The organism is Micromonospora sp. NPDC049171 (assembly GCF_040648275.1).
GTDB lineage: Bacteria > Actinomycetota > Actinomycetes > Mycobacteriales > Micromonosporaceae > Micromonospora.
In genome coordinates this window covers 404,957-428,079 of the sequence record NZ_JBEZDJ010000002.1, presented here as the reverse complement: position 1 = coordinate 428,079, position 23,123 = coordinate 404,957, and the positions used below count along the sequence as shown (strand labels likewise).

23 protein-coding genes and 1 pseudogene are annotated in these 23,123 nt (G+C 71.0%); 7 read left to right on the top strand and 17 right to left on the bottom strand.

The features are described from left to right. Positions 1-12: 12 nt before the first annotated feature. From AB0B14_RS04790 to AB0B14_RS04765, 6 genes are all read right to left on the bottom strand, one after another. On the bottom strand, positions 13-981 hold the full coding sequence (locus AB0B14_RS04790) for an NAD(P)/FAD-dependent oxidoreductase (protein ID WP_357521280.1): 969 nt from the start codon (positions 979-981) through the stop codon (positions 13-15). 105 nt (positions 982-1,086) lie between these two features. Beyond that, positions 1,087-1,740: a rhomboid family intramembrane serine protease gene (locus AB0B14_RS04785; RefSeq protein WP_357076525.1), complete on the bottom strand. Its 654-nt coding sequence runs from the start codon at positions 1,738-1,740 to the stop codon at positions 1,087-1,089. A 107-nt stretch (positions 1,741-1,847) separates the two neighbouring features. Beyond that, on the bottom strand, positions 1,848-2,525 hold the full coding sequence (locus AB0B14_RS04780; RefSeq protein ID WP_357521278.1) for a transglycosylase SLT domain-containing protein: 678 nt from the start codon (positions 2,523-2,525) through the stop codon (positions 1,848-1,850). A gap of 276 nt (positions 2,526-2,801) precedes the next feature. Then, positions 2,802-4,217, bottom strand: a complete 1,416-nt coding sequence (locus AB0B14_RS04775) for a PhoH family protein (RefSeq protein WP_357076519.1) — start codon at positions 4,215-4,217, stop codon at positions 2,802-2,804. A 473-nt stretch (positions 4,218-4,690) separates the two neighbouring features. Then, positions 4,691-5,026 carry a hypothetical protein gene (locus AB0B14_RS04770; RefSeq protein WP_357076516.1) on the bottom strand — a complete coding sequence of 112 codons (336 nt, stop codon included), beginning with the start codon at positions 5,024-5,026 and terminating at the stop codon, positions 4,691-4,693. Between the two features lie 31 nt (positions 5,027-5,057). After that, positions 5,058-5,402 carry a hypothetical protein gene (locus AB0B14_RS04765; RefSeq protein WP_354995764.1) on the bottom strand — a complete coding sequence of 115 codons (345 nt, stop codon included), beginning with the start codon at positions 5,400-5,402 and terminating at the stop codon, positions 5,058-5,060. A gap of 264 nt (positions 5,403-5,666) precedes the next feature. On the opposite strand from AB0B14_RS04765, the gene AB0B14_RS04760 reads away from it, so the two are divergent. The 3 genes from AB0B14_RS04760 (at position 5,667) to otsB (ending at position 7,518) form a co-directional block, all read left to right on the top strand. Further along, positions 5,667-6,110 carry an XRE family transcriptional regulator gene (locus AB0B14_RS04760; protein WP_357076513.1) on the top strand — a complete coding sequence of 148 codons (444 nt, stop codon included), beginning with the start codon at positions 5,667-5,669 and terminating at the stop codon, positions 6,108-6,110. A 162-nt stretch (positions 6,111-6,272) separates the two neighbouring features. Further along, the gene (locus AB0B14_RS04755) at positions 6,273-6,626 is read left to right on the top strand and encodes a hypothetical protein (protein ID WP_357076510.1); all 354 of its coding nucleotides are present in this window, start codon (positions 6,273-6,275) and stop codon (positions 6,624-6,626) included. A gap of 67 nt (positions 6,627-6,693) precedes the next feature. Then, positions 6,694-7,518: a trehalose-phosphatase gene (gene otsB / locus AB0B14_RS04750; protein ID WP_357076507.1), complete on the top strand. Its 825-nt coding sequence runs from the start codon at positions 6,694-6,696 to the stop codon at positions 7,516-7,518. Between the two features lie 25 nt (positions 7,519-7,543). On the opposite strand, the gene AB0B14_RS04745 is transcribed toward otsB, so the two are convergent. The 6 genes from AB0B14_RS04745 to AB0B14_RS04720 form a co-directional block, all read right to left on the bottom strand. Then, positions 7,544-8,314, bottom strand: a complete 771-nt coding sequence (locus AB0B14_RS04745; protein WP_357076504.1) for an isoprenyl transferase — start codon at positions 8,312-8,314, stop codon at positions 7,544-7,546. A gap of 31 nt (positions 8,315-8,345) precedes the next feature. Continuing rightward, complete coding sequence (locus tag AB0B14_RS04740; RefSeq protein WP_357521276.1) at positions 8,346-9,488, bottom strand: geranylgeranyl reductase family protein; 1,143 nt, start codon at positions 9,486-9,488, stop codon at positions 8,346-8,348. 264 nt (positions 9,489-9,752) lie between these two features. Then, complete coding sequence (locus AB0B14_RS04735) at positions 9,753-10,358, bottom strand: response regulator transcription factor (protein WP_357076496.1); 606 nt, start codon at positions 10,356-10,358, stop codon at positions 9,753-9,755. Beyond that, the gene (locus tag AB0B14_RS04730; protein WP_357521274.1) at positions 10,355-11,509 is read right to left on the bottom strand and encodes a sensor histidine kinase; all 1,155 of its coding nucleotides are present in this window, start codon (positions 11,507-11,509) and stop codon (positions 10,355-10,357) included. The genes AB0B14_RS04735 and AB0B14_RS04730 overlap by 4 nt, the downstream gene beginning before the upstream one ends. 314 nt (positions 11,510-11,823) lie before the next feature. Further along, positions 11,824-12,675 (bottom strand): hypothetical protein, encoded by an 852-nt coding sequence (locus AB0B14_RS04725; protein ID WP_357521272.1) that lies wholly within the window; start codon positions 12,673-12,675, stop codon positions 11,824-11,826. A 37-nt stretch (positions 12,676-12,712) separates the two neighbouring features. Then, positions 12,713-14,557, bottom strand: coding sequence for a phosphoenolpyruvate carboxykinase (GTP) (locus tag AB0B14_RS04720; RefSeq protein ID WP_357521270.1), 1,845 nt, complete (start codon positions 14,555-14,557; stop codon positions 12,713-12,715). Positions 14,558-14,693: 136 nt separating this feature from the next. Here AB0B14_RS04720 and AB0B14_RS04715 point away from each other — a divergent pair. The 3 genes and pseudogenes from AB0B14_RS04715 to AB0B14_RS04705 all read left to right on the top strand — a co-directional run bounded on the left by AB0B14_RS04715 (position 14,694) and on the right by AB0B14_RS04705 (position 17,274). Beyond that, positions 14,694-15,532, top strand: a pseudogene (locus tag AB0B14_RS04715) (GtrA family protein). 63 nt (positions 15,533-15,595) lie between these two features. After that, complete coding sequence (locus AB0B14_RS04710) at positions 15,596-16,303, top strand: GtrA family protein (RefSeq protein ID WP_357076604.1); 708 nt, start codon at positions 15,596-15,598, stop codon at positions 16,301-16,303. Beyond that, positions 16,300-17,274 (top strand): MaoC/PaaZ C-terminal domain-containing protein, encoded by a 975-nt coding sequence (locus tag AB0B14_RS04705; RefSeq protein ID WP_357521268.1) that lies wholly within the window; start codon positions 16,300-16,302, stop codon positions 17,272-17,274. The genes AB0B14_RS04710 and AB0B14_RS04705 overlap by 4 nt, the downstream gene beginning before the upstream one ends. Positions 17,275-17,323: 49 nt before the next feature. Here the strand turns inward: AB0B14_RS04705 and AB0B14_RS04700 are convergent, their stop codons facing one another. Further along, positions 17,324-17,896 (bottom strand): PH domain-containing protein, encoded by a 573-nt coding sequence (locus tag AB0B14_RS04700; RefSeq protein WP_357076481.1) that lies wholly within the window; start codon positions 17,894-17,896, stop codon positions 17,324-17,326. Positions 17,897-18,080: 184 nt separating this feature from the next. Continuing rightward, positions 18,081-18,956, bottom strand: a complete 876-nt coding sequence (locus tag AB0B14_RS04695) for a biotin--[acetyl-CoA-carboxylase] ligase (RefSeq protein ID WP_357521266.1) — start codon at positions 18,954-18,956, stop codon at positions 18,081-18,083. Between the two features lie 84 nt (positions 18,957-19,040). Here AB0B14_RS04695 and AB0B14_RS04690 point away from each other — a divergent pair, with 84 nt between their 5' ends. Beyond that, entirely contained in the window at positions 19,041-20,624 is a 1,584-nt protein-coding gene (locus tag AB0B14_RS04690) for an acyl-CoA carboxylase subunit beta (RefSeq protein WP_357521264.1), read from the top strand. A gap of 35 nt (positions 20,625-20,659) precedes the next feature. On the opposite strand, the gene AB0B14_RS04685 is transcribed toward AB0B14_RS04690, so the two are convergent. The 3 genes from AB0B14_RS04685 to AB0B14_RS04675 all read right to left on the bottom strand — a co-directional run bounded on the left by AB0B14_RS04685 (position 20,660) and on the right by AB0B14_RS04675 (position 23,048). Continuing rightward, a complete protein-coding gene (locus tag AB0B14_RS04685) occupies positions 20,660-21,508 on the bottom strand; it encodes a hypothetical protein (RefSeq protein ID WP_357521262.1) in 849 nt (282 codons plus the stop codon). Beyond that, the gene (locus AB0B14_RS04680; protein WP_357076469.1) at positions 21,501-22,001 is read right to left on the bottom strand and encodes a sigma factor-like helix-turn-helix DNA-binding protein; all 501 of its coding nucleotides are present in this window, start codon (positions 21,999-22,001) and stop codon (positions 21,501-21,503) included. Before AB0B14_RS04680 ends, AB0B14_RS04685 begins: the two co-directional genes overlap by 8 nt. Positions 22,002-22,064: 63 nt before the next feature. Then, on the bottom strand, positions 22,065-23,048 hold the full coding sequence (locus AB0B14_RS04675) for a 2-dehydropantoate 2-reductase N-terminal domain-containing protein (RefSeq protein WP_357521260.1): 984 nt from the start codon (positions 23,046-23,048) through the stop codon (positions 22,065-22,067). Positions 23,049-23,123: the final 75 nt, after the last annotated feature.

Below are 23,123 nucleotides of genomic sequence, written 5' to 3'. Positions count from 1 at the left end.
CGATACCGACGGTCAGCCGGCGTCGGAGGAGTGCCCAGGGAAGAGGTGGGCGCTCGGGTCGATGGCCACCGCCGCGTTGTTGACCGCCGTCGCCGCCTCGCCGAAGCCGGTGGCGATCAGCCGCACCTTGCCCGGATATTCGGTGATGTCACCCGCCGCGAAGACCCGGGGCAGGTTCGTCGCCATCGCGCTGTCCACCAGGATGTGCCGGCGGTCCAACCGCAGCCCCCACTCGGCGAGCGGGCCCAGGTCGGCGGTGAAGCCCAGCGCGGCGACCACGGTGTCCACCGGCAGCGTCTCGGTGGCGCCACCGAGCACCCGCACCTCGGCGGCGGTCACCGCGCCCTCCCCGAACAGCCTGGTGACCTCGGCGTTGACCACCACCCGCACCGGCAGGGAGAGCACGCGGGCGACAGTCGAGGCGTGCGCCCGGAATTTTTCCCGGCGGTGCACGAGGGTCACCGAACGGGCCAGTGGTTGCAGCGCCAACGCCCAGTCGAAGGCGGAGTCGCCGCCACCGACGATCAGCACGTCGTGGTCGGCCAGGTCGGTCGGCTCGGTGACGAAGTAGACGATCCCGGTGCCGGGAGCGCCGTCGGCGCACGGCAGCGGTCGGGGGCTGAAGCTGCCGAGCCCGCCGGTGACCACGACCGCTCCGCACCCGAGCTGCTCGCCGCCGGCCAGGCCGAGCACCGGAAGACCCTCGGCGTACGACAGTTTCTCGGCACGGGTGTTGAGCAGGTACTGAGGCGCGAACGGGGCGGCCTGTGCCACCAGGTTGGCCACCAGGTCGCGGCCCTTGACCGCGGGGAAGCCGGCCACGTCGAGGATCAACTTTTCCGGGTACATGGCGGTGACCTGACCGCCGGGCTCGGGCAGCGCGTCGATGACCGCCACCGACAACCCTCGGAACCCGGCGTAGTACGCGGCGAAGAGACCGGCCGGACCGGCCCCGATCACGGCGACATCGACCTCGCGCATGGCGTACCGTCGCTTTCCGCTTACGGATCAACGCGTGCTGATCTCGACCGTAGGCGGGTGGCAGCGGTCCGGCAAGCACGTCCCAGGGGCGCGCCGGGGATTTGGTCAGGGCAGGCTGAGCGTGGACCCGAAGTGGTCCGGCCCGTCCACCGCCGGCCGTCGACGACGGAACAGGATCGCCGCGACCACCCCGCCGAGCAGCCCGAACAGGTGGCCCTGCCAGGAGATCCGCTCGTCGGTGGGGAGGATGCCGACAAGTTGCCAGCCGTAGAGCAGGCCGACGAGCAGGAAGACCGCGAAGTTCCACCAGCTGCGTTCGACGATGCCCCGGGTGAGCAGGATGCCCAGGTAACCGAAGATGACGCCGCTGGCGCCGACCACCACCGAGTTGGGCGAGCCGGTGAACCAGACGCCGAGGCCGCTGACCAGGATGATGACCAGGGTCGACCAGAGGAAGCGGCGGGCGCCGGCGGCCAGAACGAACGTGCCCAGCAGGATCAGCGGGATGCTGTTGCTGTAGAGGTGGTCGAAGCCGTGGTGCAGAAACGGGGAGAAGAAGACCCCGTCCAGCCCTTCGATGCGCTGCGGGATGATGCCGGCGTTGGCGTCCAGGCCGAACGCGAGCCCCTGGTCGACGGCCTCGATGAGGAAGAGGAACGGGACCACCGCGCACATGGCGACGAACGCCCGGCCGAGGGCGGCGTAGAACGCCTCGGTGCCGAACCGGAAGGGGTCGCCGCTTGACGGGTGCAGGGTCACCTGACAACTGCTATCAGCAAAAGCGGCCGGCCGCCACTCACGTCCCGTCCGGAGTACGCGCGAAGGCGGGGCGAGTGGAGAGCCACCCGCCCCGCCTTCGGAGGCCGTCAGTAGTGGTTGTTGTTCTGGAAGAAAGTCCAGGCGCCGCAGGGCGTGTCGTACCTGCCCTTGATGTAGCTCAGCCCCCACTTGATCTGGGTGGCCGGGTTGGTCCGCCAGTCGGCGGCGACAGTGCCCATCTTGCTGCCCGGCAGGGCCTGCGGGATGCCGTACGCACCTGACGAGTTGTTGGCGGCCTTGTGGTTCCAGCCGCTCTCCTTGGTCCAGAGCTTCTCCAGGCAGGGGAACTCGGCGATGCCGAAGCCCGCGCCGATCATCAGGGCGCAGCCGGTCTTGCGGTTGCCGCTGAACTCCTCGCAGGACGCCGGGATCGGCCCGTCGAACGGCTTGGCGGGTGCGTTGGCGGCCTCGCGCTCGCGCTTGCGGGACGCCGCGGCGGCCTCGGCCCTGCGGGCTCGCTCGGCGGCCTCCTTGGCGGCCTGTGCCGCCCGCAGCTTGGCCTGGTATTCCGCGGCCCGCTGCTTGGAGAACTGCACCTGGTGGGCGGCCTGCCGCTCGCGTTGGTACGCGAGGTCGGCCCGGTCGACCTCGAGGCTGGCCTGCTCGACCAACCCCTGTTGCTGGGTTTCCCGGTCCTGGCCCAGGTAGAAGCCACCGGCAACGCCCACGGAGAGCAGCGCCACAGCAGCCGTACGGGCACCCAACCGGCTCCACAGCCGACTCACGAAGTGGTCCCTTCGTCGGGGGCATGGACGCGGCACGGCGCAGGTCACAGGTGGACCGTCAACCGTGCCACGAGCGCCCCGACCGATTGCCGGTCGCGCCGACGCACCGATCGCCGCCGATGTCCTCCGTCGTGCGACGAACGATCACCGACGATCCCCTTGGTGCGTGGGCGCTCGTGGGACACGATTGCGCACAGTGAGGCTGATGGGAAACCAACCACGCTGTTTGTGACTTCTGCCACACTAATTATGCGGACAAAGGCCGCATAAGCACCATCAGATCGGAATGTCCTCCAAGAGATCGGTGACCATCGCGGCGATCGGCGACCGCTCCGAACGGCTGAGTGTCACGTGGGCGAAGAGCGGATGGCCCTTGAGTGCCTCGATGACCGCGGTCACCCCGTCGTGCCGACCCACCCGCAGGTTGTCCCGCTGGGCCACGTCGTGGGTGAGCACCACCCGGGAGCCCTGCCCGATCCGGGACAGCACGGTCAACAGCACCCCGCGCTCCAGCGACTGGGCCTCGTCCACGATCACGTAGGCGTCGTGCAGGCTGCGCCCCCGGATGTGGGTCAGCGGCAGCACCTCCAGGATGCCCCGCGAGGTGACCTCCTCCAGCACGTTCTCGTGCACCACCGCGCCGAGCGTGTCGAAGACCGCCTGGGCCCACGGCGACATCTTCTCCGACTCCGACCCGGGCAGGTAGCCCAACTCCTGGCCACCGACGGCGTACAGCGGGCGGAACACGATCACCTTCTTGTGCCGGCGGCGCTCCATCACCGCCTCCAGCCCCGCGCAGAGCGCCAACGCCGACTTGCCGGTGCCGGCCCGGCCACCGAGCGAGACGATCCCGATCGCCTCGTCGAGCAGCAGGTCGAGGGCGACGCGCTGCTCGGCGGAGCGGCCGTGCAGGCCGAACGCCTCCCGGTCGCCGCGGACCAACCGGACCGACTTGTCCGGCAGCACCCGGCCGAGCGCGGAGCCCCGCCCCGAGTGCAACACCAGGCCGGTGTGGCAGGGCAGGCCGGCCGCCTCGTCGAGGTCGAGGGTCTCGCCGGCGTACAGCGACCCGATCTGCTCCTCGCTGAGCTGCATCTCGGACATGCCCGTCCAGGTCGGGTCGCTGGCCTGGCCGTGGCGGTACTCGTCGGCGCGCAGACCCACCGAGGCCGCCTTGACCCGCAGCGGCATGTCCTTGCTGACCAGCGTCACCTCCCGCCCCTCGGCGGCGAGGTTGAGCGCGACGGAGAGGATCCGGGCGTCGTTGCTCTCGGTCCGGAAACCGGGCGGCAGCACGCCGTCGTCGGTGTGGTTGAGCTCCACCCGTAGGGTGCCACCGGCGTCGTTGGCGGGCACCGGTCGGTCGAGTCGGCCATGCCGGACCCGTAGGTCGTCCAACATTCGCAGCGACTGCCGGGCGAACCAGCCCAGCTCCGGATGGTGCCGCTTGCCTTCCAGCTCGGTGATGACCACCAGAGGCAGCACCACCTCGTGCTCCGCGAACCGGTGGAACGCCGCCGGATCGGAGAGCAGCACGGAAGTGTCCAGGACAAAGGCCTGGCCGGCTGGTCGCGGCTCCTTCGGGTCGGCCGGCGCGGCGGCCGCCGTGCGGCGGCTCCTGGTGGCGCGGCGGGTCGTGGCAGTCGCGGCCGGGGTCTGGTCGGCACCGGCGGTGGTACGGCGAGTCGTCACAGGCCTGCTCCGACGGATGGGCACCCGCCACCCGTGTTCCGCCTCCTCCGGCGCCCGGGGACACGGGGTCGGATGCGGAACCCCGTGCGCGAGGTCGCAGATCCGGGCGGACCGGCTGGCTCGGGAGAACCCCGCGCCATGCCTAGACGCTAGCCCCGCCGAACCCTTCCGGCTAGGGCCTGTGTCAAAGTCCTGGGTCGAGCCGAGGCGGAGTCCAGGCGGCGATCCGGCAAGGGCTTTGCCACAGGCCCTGGCGTGCGGGGAACTCCCAGGACGGGCGCGTCGCCGGGTGCTCGTCGGGACGGCTGGCGACGGGCGCGGCGGAACCGGCCGGGATGCATGCCCCCTGCGCGCACCCCGGCCGGTTGGGGTCACCGTCACCGGTCTGACGTGACCCCGTCGGTGCGTGTCCGCCGCGGACGACGCACCGCGTCGGTAATGCCGGTCGGCGGGCCTGCGCCCGCCGACCGACCTCAACCGGTACGTCGAACGAGCGTGCCGGTCGGGTGCCGCCCGGTGATCGGGGCGGCCGGAGCGCTGAACGACGAGCCGGTGTACGTGGTGCCGGGGCGGGCGACGGTGCTGGCCGAGCGGACCACGCCCGCCGGGGAGACCGACAGGGCGGAGGCGATCGCGGCCTGGGCGTCGCGGCGACGTCGGTTCCAGGCGCCCCGGTCACCGTCGAAGTAGCCCTGCCGGTAGCCGAAGCGGTAGCCGATGCGGTAGCTGAGCTGCCCGTGCAGCCGACCGGCCGCGTAACTGGTCGCACCGAGCACCAGGACGAGGAACACCGCGAGGAACGGGCTCATCGGGCAACACCGGCCCAGCGTGGACGCCAGGTCATCGCTCCTCCGGCTCGATCGTGGTGGGATCCGCGACGAGCAGCCGGTCCAGGTCGTCGGTGCTGACCTCCTCGACCAGCTCGACGCTGATCCGGCAGCCGTCCAGCACGATCTCGGCCACCGAGGAACGGCGGATCTCGCCGCCGGCGTCGTAGACCCGGACGCTCAGTTCCGGGCAGCCGAGATGGGTACGCCAGGCGTTCCACTCGGCGCGGTCGCCGACGCTCAGCGACAGGTAGCGGCAGCCTCGGGCGAGGTAGAGACGCCAGGGGGCGGTCAGCCCCGCGGCGACCCCCTCGGCGATCAGCCCGAAGGCCTGGGCGCGGGTGGCGAGCTCGGTCACCACACCCCCTTGGCGTCGGGGGTATGACGCATGTGAGCACCAATCGTCTCATGCACGTGACACACCGTAGATTGTCTCATGGGCGTGACAGTATCAGCTTTTCGTCCGCTTACGTTCGCCACTACGTGCATCTATTCTGCCCGCGTGACACCCCTCAACAGTGGCACTGAATCGTTTACCGGAAATCCGAGGATCCCGTCACGTCTGCGTGACAGTGGCGAGCCGGGGCGCGCGCTCGACGCCGCGTGGCCGTACCGTCACGGGGTGACCGAGACGGCCAATGCGCGGAAGATCGCCTTCGCCACCTTCGTTCGCCGCGCCCTGGACGAGGCACGGGCGACCCGGGCCTGGAGTGGCACCGAGGTGTCCCGGCGCACCGGCGTCTCCCGGCAGACCATCAACCGGTGGGTCCGGGGCGACTGGGCCAGTGACCCGGAGGCCGAACGGGTGGTCGCCTTCTGCGAGGGCCTGGGGCTCAACCCGGCGGCGGCCTTCGCCGCACTCGGCTGGGACCGCACCGCGAGCGGCCCCCGCAGCGGCCAACCCGCCCCTCCGATGGACCCCGACGTGGAGGCTCTGCTGCGCCGGCTGGTCGATCCGAACGTTTCGGACGCGGAGAAGTTCCACATCCGAGAAACCATTAGATACCTCGCATACCGCCCAACGCTGCCGGTCGATGTCCGAAATAGAGGCAATCAAGCAGGGTAGTTCCTCAGATGGCGAAAGAACGCCTGGTCAGGTTCATTCGTTTGCCTCCGGGGTCGGAACGGGCACGCTAGCGTCCCTATTCGTACTGCTTGGGCTCGTCATCGGCGGGGGGACGGGACAAGGCCGAACCCAGCCCTGCGGGACAAAAGGAGGGGTCTGTCCATGACCCTGAAGTGGTTGGCAGTCGTGGTCGCGACGGTGTCGATGACACTGTGGGCGACCGGTAACACAGTGACCCTCGCGGTCGACGGCGGGCAGCTGCCGCTGCTCGTCAACCTCTTCGTACTCATCACCGCCGGCACCGCGGTCGTCCTGGCCGTCGTCGCCGAGCTGCACGAACGCATGAACGACCGGATCAGCGCACTCACCGAGTTCCTGGTGGCACGGCTCAACGAGATCGAGACCCACACCGGCGATCGCAACACCGGGTTCGTGGAGGGTTACCTGTTGAGCCACGGCCAGGAGGCGGCGGTGGTGCCGTTCGGTCGGCGTGGACGAGGAGCCGCCGAACGCTGATCGCCCACCGCGCAACGGTTCCGCTCGGCCAGGAATGAGCCTTCGTCGCCGGGGTACGCTGACGCGCGTGCCGCCGTTGAATCTGGGCAATCACCAGCCGAGTACTCCGTTGAACGCCGACCAGGCCTGGCGGACCACCGCCAGCCGGGCGGCCGGGACCGTGCTCTTCTTCGACTTCGACGGCACGCTCGCGCCCGTCGACGACGATCCGACCGCGGTCCGCCCGGCGCCCAAGGCGTTGGCCGCGATCGAGGCGCTGGCCCCGGTCGTGCAGCGGGTCGCGATCGTCTCCGCCCGACCCGTCGAGTTCCTGCGGGATCAGCTCGGCGGGCTCACCGGCGTGGACCTCTACGGCCTGTACGGGCTGGAGCACAGCCACTCCGGCGGGGAGACCGTCACCGAGCCGGCCGCGCTGCCCTGGGTGCCGACCATGACGGAGCTGGCCGACCTGGCCCGGGCGGAACTGCCGCCCGGCACGCTCGTGGAATACAAGCGGCTCTCCGTGGCACTGCACTGGCGGACCGCCCCACAGCTCGGCGCGACAGTGCAGCAGTGGGGGCAGGCGCAGGCCGACCGGCTGGGCCTGCGGGTGCAGGCCGGGCGGATGGTGCTGGAGCTCAAACCGCCAGTCGACCGGGACAAGGGCATGGTGATCGGCGAGGCGATCAAGGGGGCCACCGGCGCCTGGTATTTCGGTGACGACGTCTCGGACATCAAGGCCTTCGCCGCACTGCGCGCCCGCGCCGCCGCCGACCCGGACTTTCTCGGCGTCTGCGTGGCGGTAGCCAACCCGGAGACCGGCCACGAGGTCGCCAACGCCGCCGACCTGACGATCGAGTCCCCGGCCGCCCTGGGCGACTTCCTCACCGAGGCGCTGACCCACCTGCCCTGACCTGGCCGGGCGGCAGACCGACGCGTCAGGCGCCGTAGCGGCGTTGCCTCGTCGCGTACGAGCGCAGTGCGCGCAGGAAGTCGATGTGCCGGAAGTCCGGCCAGTTGAGTTCGCAGAAGTAGAACTCCGAGTGCGCGGACTGCCACAGCATGAAGCCGGACAGCCGCTGCTCCCCGCTGGTGCGGATGACCAGGTCGGGATCGGGCTGGCCGCGGGTGTAGAGGTGCTCGGCGATGTGCTCGACGTCCAGCACCTCGGCCAACTCCTCGATCGTGCCGCCGGAGGCGGCGTGCTCCAACAGCAGCGAGCGGACCGCGTCGGTGATCTCCCGGCGACCGCCGTAGCCCACCGCGATGTTGACCTCCGCGCCGCCGGTGCGCTCGCGGGTGCGTTCCTCGGCGCCCTTCAGGGCCGCCGCGGTCTGCGCCGGGAGCAGGTCGAGAGCCCCGACGATGCGCAACCGCCAGGGGTTGCCCTCCTCCGCAAGCTCCACCACCAGGTCTTCAATGATCTTGAGGAGGGGGTCCAGCTCACTGGCCGGGCGGCGCAGGTTGTCGGTGGCCAGCAGGTAGAGGGTGACGTGCCCGATGCCGGCCTGGTCACACCAGCCGAGAACATGCTTGATCTTGGCTGCCCCGACCCGGTGACCGTCGTTCGGGTCGACGAAGCCCATCTCCCTCGCCCATCGGCGGTTGCCGTCGCACATCACCCCGACGTGCCGGGGCACCGGCTTACCCGCGAGCTTCGCCGTGAGCCGGCGCTCGTACACGGAGTAGATAAGGTCCCGCAGCGTCATCACCTAGCAGCGTAGCGACCCTTCGGCCAGATCACCGCCTCGGAGTCGCATCCCCGCCGGGCAGACCGATGCCGATCATCGCCAGCGTACGAGCGGTGAGACGTCCGTCACCCAGCCCCAACTCGACCACGTCGTAGAACACCCGGTCGTCGCGCCGGGCGGCCCGCACCGCCGCGTCCACCACTCGGCCACGCCGCGCCAACCAGGCCGCGAACGAGCTGTGCCGCAGGTGGGTGCCGAGGCGACGACGCAACCCGTGGGCGTACCGGACGGCCGCCGCCTCGGGTGCCTGGGCCGCCGCCGCACCGGCGAGCGCACCGGAGAGCAGCGCGTAGAAGATGCCCTCCCCGGTGAACGGATTGATCAGTGACAGCGCGTCCCCGGCCAGCAACGTGCGGCCACGCCCCGGTGCCGGCCGGTGGGTGGACAGCGGCAGATGGTGGGCGCGCAACGCGGTCACCGTCCCCAGATCGGTGCCGGGCAGCAGCGCGGCCAGCCGGTCCAGCAGGTAGGCCCGGCTCAGCGGCTCACCGCGCAGCACCTCCCCGTACCCGACGTTCGCCCGTCCGTCGCCGATCGGAAACGACCAGGCGTACGCCGGCCAGCGCGCCTTCGAGGTGACGATGAGCTGCTCGGAGGGGCCGGGCAGAGCCGGGGCGTACCCCCGGATGGCCAGCGCCAGGTGCCGGTCGGGATTCTGCGGATGGCCGAGCGCCCGACGCACCAACGAGCCGGCGCCGTCGGCACCCACCACCACCCGACCGGACACCTCCCCGTCGAGCACCACCCGGTCGGCGCGCGGCTCCACCCGGCGCACGGTGTGCCGGCGCAACTGCGCGCCGGCCGCCACGGCCGCCGCCACGAGTCGCGCGTCGAAGACCTCCCGGGGCACTGTGTACGCGGGTCGGGGCAGCGCCCGAGCCACGGCACCGCCACCCGGCGCGATCATGCGTAACGCGGGCAGCGGCGCGTAGCCGGCCACCGCCTCGGGCACACCCAGCTCGGCGAGCACGTCCACCGAGTGCGCGGCGATCCCGTCGCCACACGCCTTGTCCCGGGGAAAGTCGGCCCGGTCCAGCAGCAGCACGCTGGCACCCGCCCGGCGTGCCGCCAACGCGGCGGCTGCTCCGGCCGGCCCCGCTCCCACCACCACCACATCGAACTCGTCGCTCACCGCGCGCCTCCCTCCCCGTCGGCGGCACGGCCCGTTCGCCACCCGCCTGCGCCGTCGGCGTCGTCGCTGTGCTGTGACCGACACCACCCGTCATCCTGCCCGCTTGCCGCTCACCCGGGCCGACGCCGCACGGCCGAATTTCCTGCCCGCCAGCCGCTCACCCGGGCCGACCCCACACGGCCGGAACTTCCTGCCCGCCAGCCGCTCACCCGGGCCGACCCACATGGCCGGAATTCCATCGACGCACCGCGGACCTGGGCGGCGTCAGAGCCAGCCGTTGGTCCTGGCGCTGAGGGCGGCCTCGATCCGGTTTCGGGTACCGGTCTTGCCGATGGCCGACGACAGATAGTTGCGCACCGTGCTCTCGGACAGGTGCAGACGGGCGGCGATGTCGGCGATGGTCGCACCGTCGACGGCGGCCGCCAGCACGTGCCGCTCCCGGTCGGTGAGCGGGTTCGGGCCGGCCGCCAGAGCCGCCGCCGCGAGCGTCGGATCGATCACCCGCTCACCGGCCAGCACCCGCCGGACGGCCACCGCGAGTTCCTCCACCGGACCGTCCTTGACCAGGAAGCCGGCCGCACCGGCCTCCATCGCCCGACGCAGGTAGCCGGGCCGACCGAACGTGGTGAGGATCAGCACCCGACAGTCGGGCAACTGCTCCCGCAGCGTCGCGGCGGTGTCCAGGCCACTGCCGTCGGGCATCTCGATGTCCAGCAGCGCCACGTCCGGACGACTGCTCCGGGCCGCCTCCAACGCCTCGGCGGTGGTCCGGGCCTGCGCCACCACCTCGATGTCGGGTTCGAGGTTCAGCAGCAGGGCCAGCGCCCCGCGCATCATGCCCTGGTCCTCGGCGAGCAGCAGCCGGATCATTCGGTCGCCGCCGCTACCGCGCGGGTGGGAACCCCGACGGTGAGCAGCAGACCACCACCATGCGCCGGACCGACCCGCAGGGTGCCGCCCGCCTGCTCAAGCCGCTCGGAGAGACCCCGCAGGCCGTTTCCGAACCGCGGTCGGCCGCCCACCCCGTTGTCCCGAATGGTCAGCACCGACCCGTCGGCATCGGTGTCGACCTCGATGTCGCAACGCGACGCCCGGCTGTGTCGCAGCACGTTCGTCACTCCCTCCCGAAGGACCCAACCGAACGCGTCGTCGGTGTCGACGTCGAAATTCCCCGTTCCCCGTACGGTGACGGTGATGCCGACGTCGGCCAGGACGGCCCGGGCGTTGTCCAGCTCCCGGGCGAAGCTGTGCTCGCGGTAACCCGTGACCGCCTCGCGCACCTCGGTGAGGGCGGTGCGGCCGATCCGCTCGATGTCGGCCGCCTCCGCCGCCGCCCGGAGTGGATCCGTCGGGGCGAGCCGACGGACCACCTCCGCCTTCACCACCACCAGCGACAGCGTGTGGCCGAGCAGGTCGTGCAGGTCCTTGGCGAACCGGAGTCGTTCCCGTTCCACGACCGAACGGGCCAGCTCCCGCTGGGTGCGGCGCAACTCGTCGACCAGGCGGGCCACCCGCGCGAACGCCAACGTCATGGCACCGGCGAGCAGCGTGATCAGTGCGATCTGGATAGTGCCCTCGGCGGGCAGGCGTCGCGCCGCCCCGATCACCAGCACGGCCGCGACGCTGCCGCCGACCCAGGCGAAAGCCCACTTCACCTGGAGCAGCCCCACGGCGCCCGCGGAGCACACATAGATCAGCAGGGCCAGCCAGCCGGTCGTGGCGTTGCCGTACGCGGCGGCGAGCGCAACCCCGAGCAGCGCCAGCAGTGCCAGCCCGGCGTGGTGCACGGCCGACCGAACGGCCAGTGCGGCCACCGGCACCGCCACCAGCGCGAGGTAGAGCAACGCGAAGACGGCCAGCCCGACCATGGCCACCGGCACCGGGTGGACCTCCCCCCGCACGACAGTGGCAGCCGGCGGAAGCAGCAACCACAGCCACAGCGTGTGGGCCGCCACCAGCATGATCCCGCGCCGCCGCAGGCCGGGGTCGACGGCACGTGTCATCTCGCTGGCACCAGGCACGACGGACACGCTAGTGGCGGTCAACCGCGTACGGTCGCGCGCCGGTGGGCGCACGCCGCGACGGCCGCGAAGAGCAGTCCGGATGAGTTGGTAGGTCCCGTGCGACGTACCGCGTTGTCACCCATACCCAGCACGCTACGAATGGGCGAACGCCCCCGGCAGAGCCGCCGGTACCGGGTGCACGGTGACAAATGTCCCGGGCTGTCGCCACCACCAATCCCGCGATCTTGCACTTTGTGTCGCCGCTTCGGGCCTTTCGTTCCCTTCTGTCGCGACAGAAAGTGCAAGATCGACGATGGATAGGGCGGGGTGGGTCAGGTTGGGGGTGGGGTGTGGGTTGCTCGGCGTAGGCCGTACAGGGCCAGTGCGGCTGCCGCCAGCAGTGGGGCGCCGTCGCGGACCAGGCCGTCCACGCCCAGCAGCCACCAGCACAGCGGCAGGTCCACGGCGAGCACGACCAGGGTGACGCCGACCAGCAGGCTCCGCGCCCAGTCCTTGCCGCGCATCAGGAACGCGGTGCAGAACAGCACCGCGTAGCTGGCCGCGATGCCGGCACCGAACCAGAACAGCACGGCCGGCAGCGCGGACAGCCGACCGTCCAGGATGGCGCCACCGGCCACCAGGGCCGGCACCAGCATCAGCGGGCTGTAGGTGAACGCCGCCACCCGGCTGGTCAGCAGCCAGGCACTGGCCTCCGCCCGACGTGGTGGGGTTTCCCGCCAGGAGAGGCCGGCCCGGTCGATAACCAGCCTTGGCCGGTGCCGGACGAGATGCCCGGCCAGCGCCGACGAGCGGTACAGCAGCCAGACCACCGCCACACAGAGCGCGCTGAGCACGGCGAAGCCGAGCAGGCCGGGCAGCGGCAGCACCCCCTGGCGGGGCACGATCAACCGGCCGACGGCAAAGACCGTGGTGACCGCGAGGATCAGCCCGAACGGGCGAGCCACCGTGCGGCCCCGGCGGACGTGCCCGATCAGCAGCAGGAAACCGAACGAGCGCAGCATCGCCCAGCCGGTGCGTACCGCCAGACCGAAGCCCTGCTCCGGGGCGTACCACCAGTTGAGCAGCTCGACCACGACGGTGGCCGCCGCCGTCGTCGCGAGCAGGAAGGTCAGCACTCGGACGGCGGACGGCCGCCGGACCTGGGTCTCGGCGGCCGTCCTCATGGAATCCGATGTTGCCCGCGAAGGGTCTCGTTCACACCTACCGCTGCGGTTGCGTGGCGTCCAGGCGGGCGCGCAGCGCGTCCAACTCGGCCCAGAGCACGCCGGGCAGCTTGTCACCGAACTTCTCGAACCACTCGGTGATCATCGGCAGCTCGTTGCGCCACTCGTCCGGGTCGACCTTCAGCGCGATCCGGACGTCCTCCGGGGTCATGTCCAGGCCTTCGACGTCCAGCGACTCGGGCGTCGGCACCATGCCCACCGGGGTCTCCACCGCGTCGGCCGTGCCCTCGATCCGCTCGACGACCCACTTGAGCACCCGGGAGTTCTCCCCGAAGCCCGGCCAGAGGAACGAGCCGTCCGGGTCCTTGCGGAACCAGTTGACGTAGTAGATCTTCGGCAGCTTGGCCTCGTCGCCGTCGGTGCCCTTGCCCATCTCGATCCAGTGCCGGAAGTAGTCACCGGCGTGGTAGCCGATGAACGGCAGCATCGCCATCGGGTCGCGGCGGACCACGCCGACCGCGCCGGACGCGGCGGCCGTCGTCTCCGAGGAGAGCGTGGCGCCCATGTAGACGCCGTGCACCCAGTCGCGGGCCTCGGTCACCAACGGGATGGTGTCCTTGCGGCGGCCACCGAAGAGGATCGCGTCGATCGGCACCCCGTTGGGGTCGAAGTACTCGTCGGCGAGGATCGGGCACTGGGTGATCGGGGTGCAGAACCGGCTGTTCGCGTGGGAGGAGAGGCCCTCGCTCTCCGGCGTCCAGTCGTTGCCCTTCCAGTCGATCAGGTGCGCCGGCGGCTCGCCCATGCCCTCCCACCAGACGTCGCCGTCGTCGGTGAGGCCCACGTTGGTGAAGACGGAGTTGCCCCGGTCCAGGGTGCGCATGGCGTTGGCGTTCGTCTTCCAGTCGGTGCCGGGTGCGACACCGAACAGGCCGTACTCCGGGTTGACCGCGTAGAGGCGGCCGTCCGGGCCGAACCGCATCCAGGCGATGTCGTCGCCGATGGTCTCGACCTTCCAGCCCGGAATGGTGGGCTCCACCATGGCCAGGTTGGTCTTGCCGCAGGCCGACGGGAACGCGCCGGCGATGTGATGGACCCTGCCCTCCGGCGAGGTGATCTTGAGGATCAGCATGTGCTCGGCGAGCCAGCCCTCGTCCCGGCCCATCACGCTGGCGATCCGCAGCGAGTAGCACTTCTTGCCGAGCAGCGAGTTACCGCCGTAACCAGAGCCGTACGACCAGATCTCCCGGGTCTCCGGGAAGTGCGAGATGTACTTGGTCTCGTTGCACGGCCAGGCGACGTCCTGCTGGCCGGGGGCGAGCGGGGCGCCGATCGAGTGCAACGCGTGCACGAAGTCCGCGTCGTCGCCCATCGCCTCGAGGACGCGGGTGCCCATCCGGGTCATGATGCGCATCGACGCGACCACGTACGGGCTGTCGGTGATCTCGACACCGAACATCGGGCTCTCCGCCTCGACCGGGCCCATGACGAACGGGATGACGTACATGGTGCGTCCGCGCATCGAGCCGCGGTACAGCTCGGTCATCGTCCGCTTCATCTCCGGCGGCGCCATCCAGTTGTTGGTGGGGCCGGCGTCCGCCTCGTCGAGGGAGCAGATGAAGGTGCGTTCCTCGACCCGGGCGACGTCCGTCGGGTCGGTACGCGCGTAGAACGAGTTGGGCTTCTTCTCCGGGTTCAGCCGGATCAGCGTGCCGGCCTCAACCAGCTCGTCGGTGAGGCGGCGCCACTCCTCGTCGGACCCGTCCACCCAGACGACCCGGTCGGGGGTGGTCAGTTCCGCGACCTCACGGACCCAGGCGAGCAGTTTCGGATGGGACGTCGGGGCCTGATCAATACCCCGCACAACAGCCGGAGCAACCATGACACATCTCCTTGTGGTCGACGCTGACCGATCTATGGGATGCACGAGACTCAGCGGCGCGATGCGTCGCCTTCGTGGAAACCTGGGATTGGCCTCAGCGTAAACCGGGCAGCCTTCCGAGTCAGTGGGACTGGTTGTGAAGAACTGCACAAGCTACGGCCACGCTGCGGTATCACGAGCTGATACCCGCTTTCCTGCGCAGTTTCACGCAAATCTTGTTGTGCACCCCGGCGGACGCTTGTTGCGGTCGGGCCGTGACCTGCCCCGCCGACCGGTGCGTGGATTCCCGTTCCGGGGCGCGTCAGTCCTCCCAATTGGTTACGCTGCGTACAACGGTTCCGCACACAGTGATCGGCTGTTCCGGGTGACCACGCCCGCTCGCCGTTGCTACCCCTCTGACTGGTCGACAGCCGGTAGGCTCGCCCCGTGGCCGCCACGATGACCGGGGAGCAACCGGGTCCCCGGCAGACCCGACGGGGTCTGTTCGGCAGGCTGTTGGACCGCTTCGGTCATCTCGTCCGCGAGATGAGCAAGTTCGCCACCGTGGGTGGCGTCGCCTTCCTCGTCGACTTCGCGCTCTTCAACTATCTGACGAGCACGCGTGGCGTCGAGGAGCTGACGGCGAAGACGATCTCCACCATCATCGCGGCCTCCGTCGCCTTCGTGGGCAATCGGTTCTGGACCTGGCGGCACCGGCAGCGCAGCAACCCGGCCCGCGAGTACGCACTGTTCTTCTTCTTCAACGTCGTCGGCCTCGGCATCGCGGTGGCCTGCCTCGCGATCAGCCGGTACGGGCTCGGCAGCATCTGGCCCGCCGTGTTCGAGACACGCCTGGCCGACAACGTCGCCAGCTACGTCGTCGGCACGGGCCTCGGCACGCTGTTCCGATTCTGGTCGTACCGGCGGTTCGTCTTCGTCGAAGCGGGAACCCGGACCGTTCCGCAGGTAAGACCCGACCCCGATCGCAGGGCGTGACCTGCCGCTCACCCCGTTCGGCCGGTGATCACCGGCCGCACCGACTGCCCTAAGGTGTTTCGCATGCGTCTTGTCCGTCTGCTGCCTGAGCGCTGGCAGAAGTTCATCCACGAGGCGCTCAAGTTCGGCATCGTTGGCGGCGTCAACACCGTCATCAATTACGCGGTGTTCAATGCCCTTGCACTGACCGTTTTCGTCAATGGTCAATTGAAGGCGAACGTGATCGCGACCCTCGTCGCCACGATCACGTCGTATCTGATGAATCGGCACTGGACGTACCGGGATCGCCCGAAGTCGGCGCTGCGCCGGGAGTACGTCCTGTTTTTCCTGTTCAACGGGGTTGGCCTGCTCATCGAGCTGGGTGCCGTGGCGGCGGCCAAGTACGGCCTCGGCGTCCATGGCCTGCTCGCACTGAACGTGGCCAAGACCGTCGGCGTCCTGCTGGGCACGCTCTTCCGTTTCTGGTCCTACCGGACCTTCGTCTTCCAGCCGGTCGTGCCGGCCGAGGGCGAGACGAAAGCCGAGCCCACCTGGCACGACATCCCGCGGGACGAGTGGGACACCCTGGCCGAGATGGATCCGGTCGCCGAGCTTGCCGAGACCGTGTCGGAGCTGGAGGAGGAGGCGAAGTCCGCAGACCGCGCCGACCAACCGCCCGGCACTCCCACCCAGGGCCGGCCCACCCGGTTGAGTGTCAGCCCCGCTGCCGACCTGGACGCGGAGCTCGCCGCGGAGTTACACGTCGGCACTCGCCGCGCGCCCCGCCGGTGACGACACCCGACGCCCGCTCCGGCACCGGGCTACCCGCCGAGCTGTTCTTCGAGGATCTCGTTCCGGGGCACACCGTCGACCTCGGCGTGGTCACCGTGGACGGCGACGAGATGGTCGCCTTCGCCCGCCGCTTCGACCCGCAGTGGTACCACGTCGACCCCGAGCTGGCCGGGGCCAGCCGGCACGGTGGGCTGATCGCCAGCGGCTTCTACACGGTCAGCCTGTTCATGCGGGCGTACGTCGACCATCTGCTGTCCCGAGCCGCCGCGGACGCGTCCCCCGGCCTGGAGGAGCTGCGCTGGCTCGCCCCCGTACGCGCCGGCGACCGGCTCGCGATCCGGGTCGACGTGATGGGCGCGCGACCGTCGACGGCCCGCCCGGGGCTCGGCACCGTCAGCCTCACCGGCACCATGTTGCGCCTCGGCCCGGACGACCGGCCCGAGCAGGAGGTGCTGCGCACCCGCTTCCGTGGCTGGTTCGCCCTGCGACCTGCCGAGGCCGACCCCATCGAGACCGACTCCACCGAGGCCGGAGCCGGCACAGTCGCCTCCGGTCCGGCCGGAGCCGGCACAGCGGGTCAGGACGCAGCCGAAGCCGGCCCGGCCGGTCGCGGCGCAGCCGGAGGCAGCCCCGCCGGTCACGACGCAGCCGGAGGCGGCCCAGCCGATGGCAGCCCAGCCAGCGACGGCCCAGCTGGTCGCGGCCCAGCCGAAGCCGGCCCTGCCGGTCACGGCCCAGCCGAAGGCGGCCCTGCCGGTTACGGCCCAGCCGAAGCCGGCCCTGCCGGTCGAGGCACGACCGAAGGCGGCCCAGCCGGTCGCGACGCAGGCAGTGGCGGCCCAGCCGGTCGCGGCGCGGCCGAAGGCGGTCAGCCTGCGAGTGGGCCGCCCGACGCCGGCCCGGCCGAGACCAGCCCGCCTGGGCCCGTACGGCCCGGAAACGGCAGCCCTCCGGCCGAACCACACGACTGACCCGCCCCGACACTGCCCGGGGCGGGCCACGGCCTCGGCCGGCCCGAGGTCAGGTCGTGGTGTCGCGCAGCGGCTTGCCGTCCTGCATGTCGGCGAGGATGTCGCGCATCTCCCCGTCGCCGAGCGAGTGCTTGTCGTGCTGTGCCTCGACCAGCTCGTACAGGGTGGTCTGCACCTTTCCGACACCCGGCACGTCGGCGAGCACCGACTGGCCGCGTTCGCCGGCCGACTCGATGGTGAGCGTGCCGCAGCCGAGCAGGCGCTCGACGAAGCGCTGGTTCATCGAGTGGTCGTTGACCCGGGTGAGCGGAAGGTCCCGCCGGTCACGGGAGAAGACACCCTGCTGGATCAGCACACGCTCGTTGGTGAACAGGTAGTGCGTGGTACGCCAGACCAGGAACGGCCACAGGCCGAGCCAGAGCACCCCGACCAGAGCGATCACGCCGATCACGGCCAGCGCGATCGAACCGCCGCCGCTCTCGGGCAGCAGGAGCAGCCCCACCACCACCGCGGCGATGGCCAGCACCAGCACCGCGATCGGCCGGATCAACGCCTTCCAGTGCGGGTGCAGGTGCAGCACGACGTGCTCGTCCTCGGTGAGCACGTCTTCAGGAAACGCCACGGGAACCTCCATCGCGATTTTCTAGACGCGCAGACGGTAAACCCCCCAAGCCCCACCACAACATCCGCCACGCGGCCCCCACCCCGTTCTCCGCGATCTTGCACTTTCGGTCGCCGTTACGCGGCCTTCACCCGATTTACCCCGACCGAAACTGCAAGATCGCGGGGGTGGGGGGTGGGATGAGTCAGCGGAGGTGGAGGACGTCTCCGGCGGTTAGGGTTCGGGGGCCGGTGGGGGTGGTGACCATCAGTTGGCCGTCCGGGTCCACTCCGGTGGCCTCGCCGGTCAGGGAGTCGCCGTCGGGGAGCAGCACGCGTACCTCGCGACCGACCGTCGCGCACGCCGCCAGGTAGGTGTCGCGCAGGCCGCTGGCCACCGCGTCGCCGCCCGCGGAGCGCCACCGGTCGTACCAGTCGGCCACCGCGCGCAGCAGCGCCCGCAACAGCGGATCCCGGTCGGTGGCCGCCGCACCGGCCAACTGCAACGAGGTGGCCGGCAGCCCGGTCGGGTTCACCGGCAGTTCCTCGGCGCGCAGCGTCACGTTGAGCCCGATGCCGAGCACGATGGCCGGCGGTTGGTCCGGTGAACGCCCGGGCACCGCCTCGGCCAGCACGCCCGCGCACTTCGCGTCGCCGATCAGCAGGTCGTTGGGCCACTTCAGTTTGGCGTCCAGCTCGGCCAGCCGGGCCACCGCCTCGACAAGCGCCACGCCGGCCAGCAACGGCAGCCACCCGTACCCCGTGGGTGTCGCCGGCAGCCAACCGCGGTCCGGCACGGCCTCGCCGGGCCGCAGCAGCACGCTCGTCGCGATGCCCGCCCGCGGCGGTGACTGCCAGACCCGGCCGCGCCGGCCACGCCCCGCGGTCTGCCGCTCGGCGACCACGACCAGGCCCTCGGGCTCGCCGGCTCGGGCCGCCTCGGCCACGTCGGCGTTTGTGGAGCCGGTCTCGGTGCGCAACTCCAGCCGGGCCCACGGCCCGTTCGGCGCGACCAACGCGCGGCGCAGCCGGGCCGCCGACAGCGGCGGGCGGTCCAGATCGGTGTACGGGGAGCCCGACATTCCGCCAGCCTACGGCGGTGGCGGCGCCGACACTGAGGGGTACGGCACGCCGGTGCCGACCTGAACCATCGTTATATTCCCTGGGTGACTACCGAGACCGGGACCAACATCCACAGCACCGCGGGCAAGCTGGCGGACCTGGAGCGCCGGGTCGACGAGGCGGTGCACGCCGGGTCGGCCCGTGCCGTCGAGAAGCAGCACGCGCGCGGCAAGAAGACCGCCCGTGCGCGGATCGAGATGCTGCTCGACGAGGGCTCGTTCGTCGAGCTCGACGAGCTGGCCCGGCACCGCTCCACGGCCTTCGGGCTGGAGCGCAACCGCCCGTACGGCGACGGTGTGGTCACCGGCTACGGCACGGTGGACGGCCGGCAGGTGTGCGTGTTCGCACAGGACTTCACGGTCTTCGGCGGCTCCCTCGGTGAGGTCTTCGGCGAGAAGATCGTCAAGGTGATGGACCTGGCCATGAAGATCGGCTGCCCGGTGGTCGGCATCAACGACTCCGGCGGCGCCCGCATCCAGGAGGGCGTGGTCTCGCTCGGCCTCTACGGCGAGATCTTCTTCCGCAACGTGCGGGCCTCCGGCGTCATCCCGCAGATCTCGCTGGTGATGGGGCCCTGCGCGGGCGGCGCGGTCTACTCCCCGGCGGTCACCGACTTCACCGTCATGGTCGACCAGACCTCGCACATGTTCATCACCGGCCCCGACGTGATCAAGACGGTGACCGGCGAGGACGTCGGCATGGAGGAACTGGGCGGGGCACGCACGCACAACTCCCGCAGCGGCAACGCGCACTACCTCGCCAGCGACGAGGACGACGCGATCGACTACGTCAAGGCGCTCCTGTCGTACCTGCCGTCGAACAACCTCGACGAGCCGGTGGTCTTCGACGCGCCGGCTTCGTTGGAGATCAACGACGAGGACCGGCAGCTGGACACGCTGATCCCGGACTCGGCCAACCAGCCGTACGACATGCACACGGTGCTCGAGCACATCCTCGACGACGGGGAGTTCCTGGAGGTCCAGCCGCTCTACGCGCAGAACATCGTGGTCGGCTACGGCCGGGTCGAGGGTCGTCCGGTGGGCGTCGTCGCCAACCAGCCGATGCACTTCGCCGGCACCCTGGACATCGCCGCCTCCGAGAAGGCCGCCCGGTTCGTGCGTACCTGCGACGCGTTCAACATCCCGGTGCTGACCTTCGTGGACGTGCCCGGCTTCCTGCCCGGCACCGGCCAGGAGTGGGACGGCATCATCCGCCGGGGCGCCAAGCTCATCTACGCGTACGCCGAGGCCACCGTCCCCAAGGTCACCGTGATCACCCGCAAGGCGTACGGCGGCGCGTACGACGTGATGGGCTCCAAGCACCTCGGCGCCGACCTGAACTTCGCCTGGCCGACCGCCCAGATCGCGGTGATGGGCGCACAGGGCGCGGTGAACATCCTCTACCGCTCCGAGCTGGCCGGCGCGGAGGACCCGGCGGCGGTCCGCGCCCAGAAGATCGCCGAGTACGAGGACACCCTGGCCAACCCGTACGTGGCGGCCGAGCGCGGTTACATCGACGCGGTGATCGCGCCGCACGAGACGCGTACCCAGATCGTCCGGGCGCTGCGCGTCCTGCGCACCAAGCGGGAGACCCTGCCGCCCAAGAAGCACGGCAACATCCCGCTCTGAGCGGTGCCGCCCCGCGGCCCTGTGTCCGGTCCGGGTCAGCAGGCCGGGTTGGCGGCTACGCACATGTGGGCCGCTGCCGCCACGGCCAGCTGCCTGAGCTCCGATTCGGTGCCGTCGTAGCCGAGGCGGAGCACCGAGACGAGGTCGCCGACCCGGACGACGGCCAGCCGAAGCGGCGCAGGGTCGTCGCCGTCCTTCTGCCCGGTTTCCAGGTCGGTGACGGCCGTGAGCGAGTCCTGAAGAATGGCGGCGTCGTCCCCGGCGAAACCCCGCTGCGTCACCGCCCAACGGTGCACGACGAACACCGTGCGGGTGACCCCTGCCGTGTCCATCTGCCCGACGCTTCGCCATTCGGCGCACGGGGCGATCAGGTCGTCCAGACCGGCGAGGAGCTGGGTGGCCGCCTCGGGTACCAATCTGAAGAGCTCCTGCGTGACGTCGCCCTCGCTCCGCGTCTGGATGGCGGGAGCGCGCTTGGGCACGAAGGTCTGCGAGCGGGACAGGATCGACGGCTGCCAGCCCTCCGACAACCCCTGGCTCGTCCGGCAGTAGCCGAGAATCTCGTCCAGCCTGATCATCTCGCCCAGCCCTGATTGGCTGAGTTGCACGTCGACCGGCCGTGGCAGGTCGCTCGGCTGCAACAGCGCGTCGGTGCTGATCTCGTGCCGGGTCGGGGCGGCGGCCGGCAGGGCCGGCGTCGGGGACTGCCGCGGTGCGGCGACCGCCACGGCGGCAACCCCGGCGAGGGCGAGCACGGCGGTGGCCACGACGATCCTGCGCTGGCTGCGGCGACGGGCCCGGGACCGAATCTCCGCCGGGGCGGGCCACTGGACATCCTGCAGGTCCCGGCGGATCTGCTCGACGAACGACGGGTCATCACGCATCGGTGGTCTCCTCCAGATCAGAGACGGCGAGCAGGCCGGCGAGCGCGGCGCGCCCCCGGGACAGGCGGGCCTTGACGGTGCCCACCGGGGCTGCGGTTTCCCGCGCCACGTCGGCGACCGGCATGCCGACCAGGTAGTAGAGGGCGATGGCGACGCGTTGCTCCTCGGGCAGCCGGCGCAGGGCGGCGACCACCTCGACGGTGTCGGTGCCCGGCCCGGGAACTGTCTCGGTGGCCCCGTGCCGCAGGTACGCGCGGGCGCGACTGCGCAGGCTGCGCCAACGACTGACCGCGACCCGACTGGCCACCACCCGCACCCACGCTTCCGGGTCGTCGTACTCACGGACCGTCGACCAGCGCTGCCACGCCCGGATGTACGCCTCCTGCACGGCGTCCTGAGCCTCGACCCGGTCGCCGCTCAGGGCGTAGACGAACCCGAGCAGCCGTTGTCGGCTCCCCCGGTAGAACTCGTCGAACCCGTCGATGTCCGGCACCCGTTTACCTCCCCGTGTCGGTCGCAGGGAACACGCACCGGGTCGGGTGGTCGGTTGCCGAGATCAGGGAATCATCTGCTCCAACTCGGCGAGCGGGAACGCGCCGGCCGCGACCCGGTCCCGGACCGCCCGGCGGACGGCCCGCTGCACGGCCACGTTGACCGGCGTCGGCACGCCGTGCAGCCGGCCGAGCAGCGCGATCTCGCCGTTGAGGTGGTCGACCTCGGTCGAGCCGGTGCCCCGGGCCAGGCTCTGCCAGGTGGAGCCGCCGGAGCGGGCCTCACCGTCGACCGGGCGCTGCTGCACCAGGTCACCGCGTCCGGCCTTCTCCTCCCGCGGCGAGGTGTGCGCGATGCCGGCGGCGGCGAGCGCGGCGACACCTTCGGCGCGCACCCGCTCGACCAACGCGTCCGGGATGTCCTGGCCGAGCAGCGCCTGGAGGCCGTTGCCGAGGTTGCTGAGCAGCTTGCCGTACTTCCAGCGCAGCACGTCCTCGCGGACCGGTGCGACGAACCCGGCGGCGCTCAGATCGGCGGCGATCGCCCGGTCGGTGTCGTCGGCGCCTGCGGGGTATCGCCCGATGTGGAGCATCCCCGGGTGCGGGTAGCCGTTGGCCACCACCACGCCCGGGTCCAGATGGGTGGCCGGCAACCAGACGCAGACCGGGTGTACGTCGGCGAAGAGCCGCAGCGCGGCCCGCTCGTTCGCCACCCCGTTCTGGGCGGTCACCAGCTGCAGCCGCTCACCCGCCGTACCGCCACCGACCACCGGCGCGTCCACCCAGGCGGCCAGCGCGCCGGCGGTGTCCTGCGACTTGACGGTGAGGATCAGCACCGTGTCCGCCGGCAGCGGCTGCTCGCCGGGCCCGTCCACGGCGGTGAGCCGGGCGGTGACCTCCCCGTCGGGCTGCCGCAGGGTCAACCCCCGCGCCCGGATCGCCTCCAGGTGGGCACCACGGGCCACCACTGTCACGTCCCGGTCGGCCTGGGCCAGCCGTACGCCGATGGTCCCGCCGACCGCACCCGCCCCGATGATCACGTATCGCATCGCCCCATTCTGCCCGCCCGCGCGTTTCCCGCCGTCGATCATGGAGTTGTGGTGCCTGGATGCGGGGGTATCGCG

What these genes read in the sequence shown, in the direction of transcription:
- AB0B14_RS04790 (WP_357521280.1), bottom strand. Translation starts at nt 981, where the DNA reads ATGCGCGAGGTCGATGTCGCCGTGATCGGGGCCGGTCCGGCCGGTCTC.
- AB0B14_RS04770 (WP_357076516.1), bottom strand. Translation starts at nt 5,026, where the DNA reads ATGAGCCCGTTCCTCGCGGTGTTCCTCGTCCTGGTGCTCGGTGCGACC.
- AB0B14_RS04755 (WP_357076510.1), top strand. Translation starts at nt 6,273, where the DNA reads ATGACCCTGAAGTGGTTGGCAGTCGTGGTCGCGACGGTGTCGATGACA.
- AB0B14_RS04745 (WP_357076504.1), bottom strand. Translation starts at nt 8,314, where the DNA reads ATGACGCTGCGGGACCTTATCTACTCCGTGTACGAGCGCCGGCTCACG.
- AB0B14_RS04735 (WP_357076496.1), bottom strand. Translation starts at nt 10,358, where the DNA reads ATGATCCGGCTGCTGCTCGCCGAGGACCAGGGCATGATGCGCGGGGCG.
- AB0B14_RS04725 (WP_357521272.1), bottom strand. Translation starts at nt 12,675, where the DNA reads ATGAGGACGGCCGCCGAGACCCAGGTCCGGCGGCCGTCCGCCGTCCGA.
- AB0B14_RS04720 (WP_357521270.1), bottom strand. Translation starts at nt 14,557, where the DNA reads ATGGTTGCTCCGGCTGTTGTGCGGGGTATTGATCAGGCCCCGACGTCC.
- AB0B14_RS04710 (WP_357076604.1), top strand. Translation starts at nt 15,596, where the DNA reads ATGCGTCTTGTCCGTCTGCTGCCTGAGCGCTGGCAGAAGTTCATCCAC.
- AB0B14_RS04695 (WP_357521266.1), bottom strand. Translation starts at nt 18,956, where the DNA reads ATGTCGGGCTCCCCGTACACCGATCTGGACCGCCCGCCGCTGTCGGCG.
- AB0B14_RS04685 (WP_357521262.1), bottom strand. Translation starts at nt 21,508, where the DNA reads ATGCGTGATGACCCGTCGTTCGTCGAGCAGATCCGCCGGGACCTGCAG.
- AB0B14_RS04675 (WP_357521260.1), bottom strand. Translation starts at nt 23,048, where the DNA reads ATGCGATACGTGATCATCGGGGCGGGTGCGGTCGGCGGGACCATCGGC.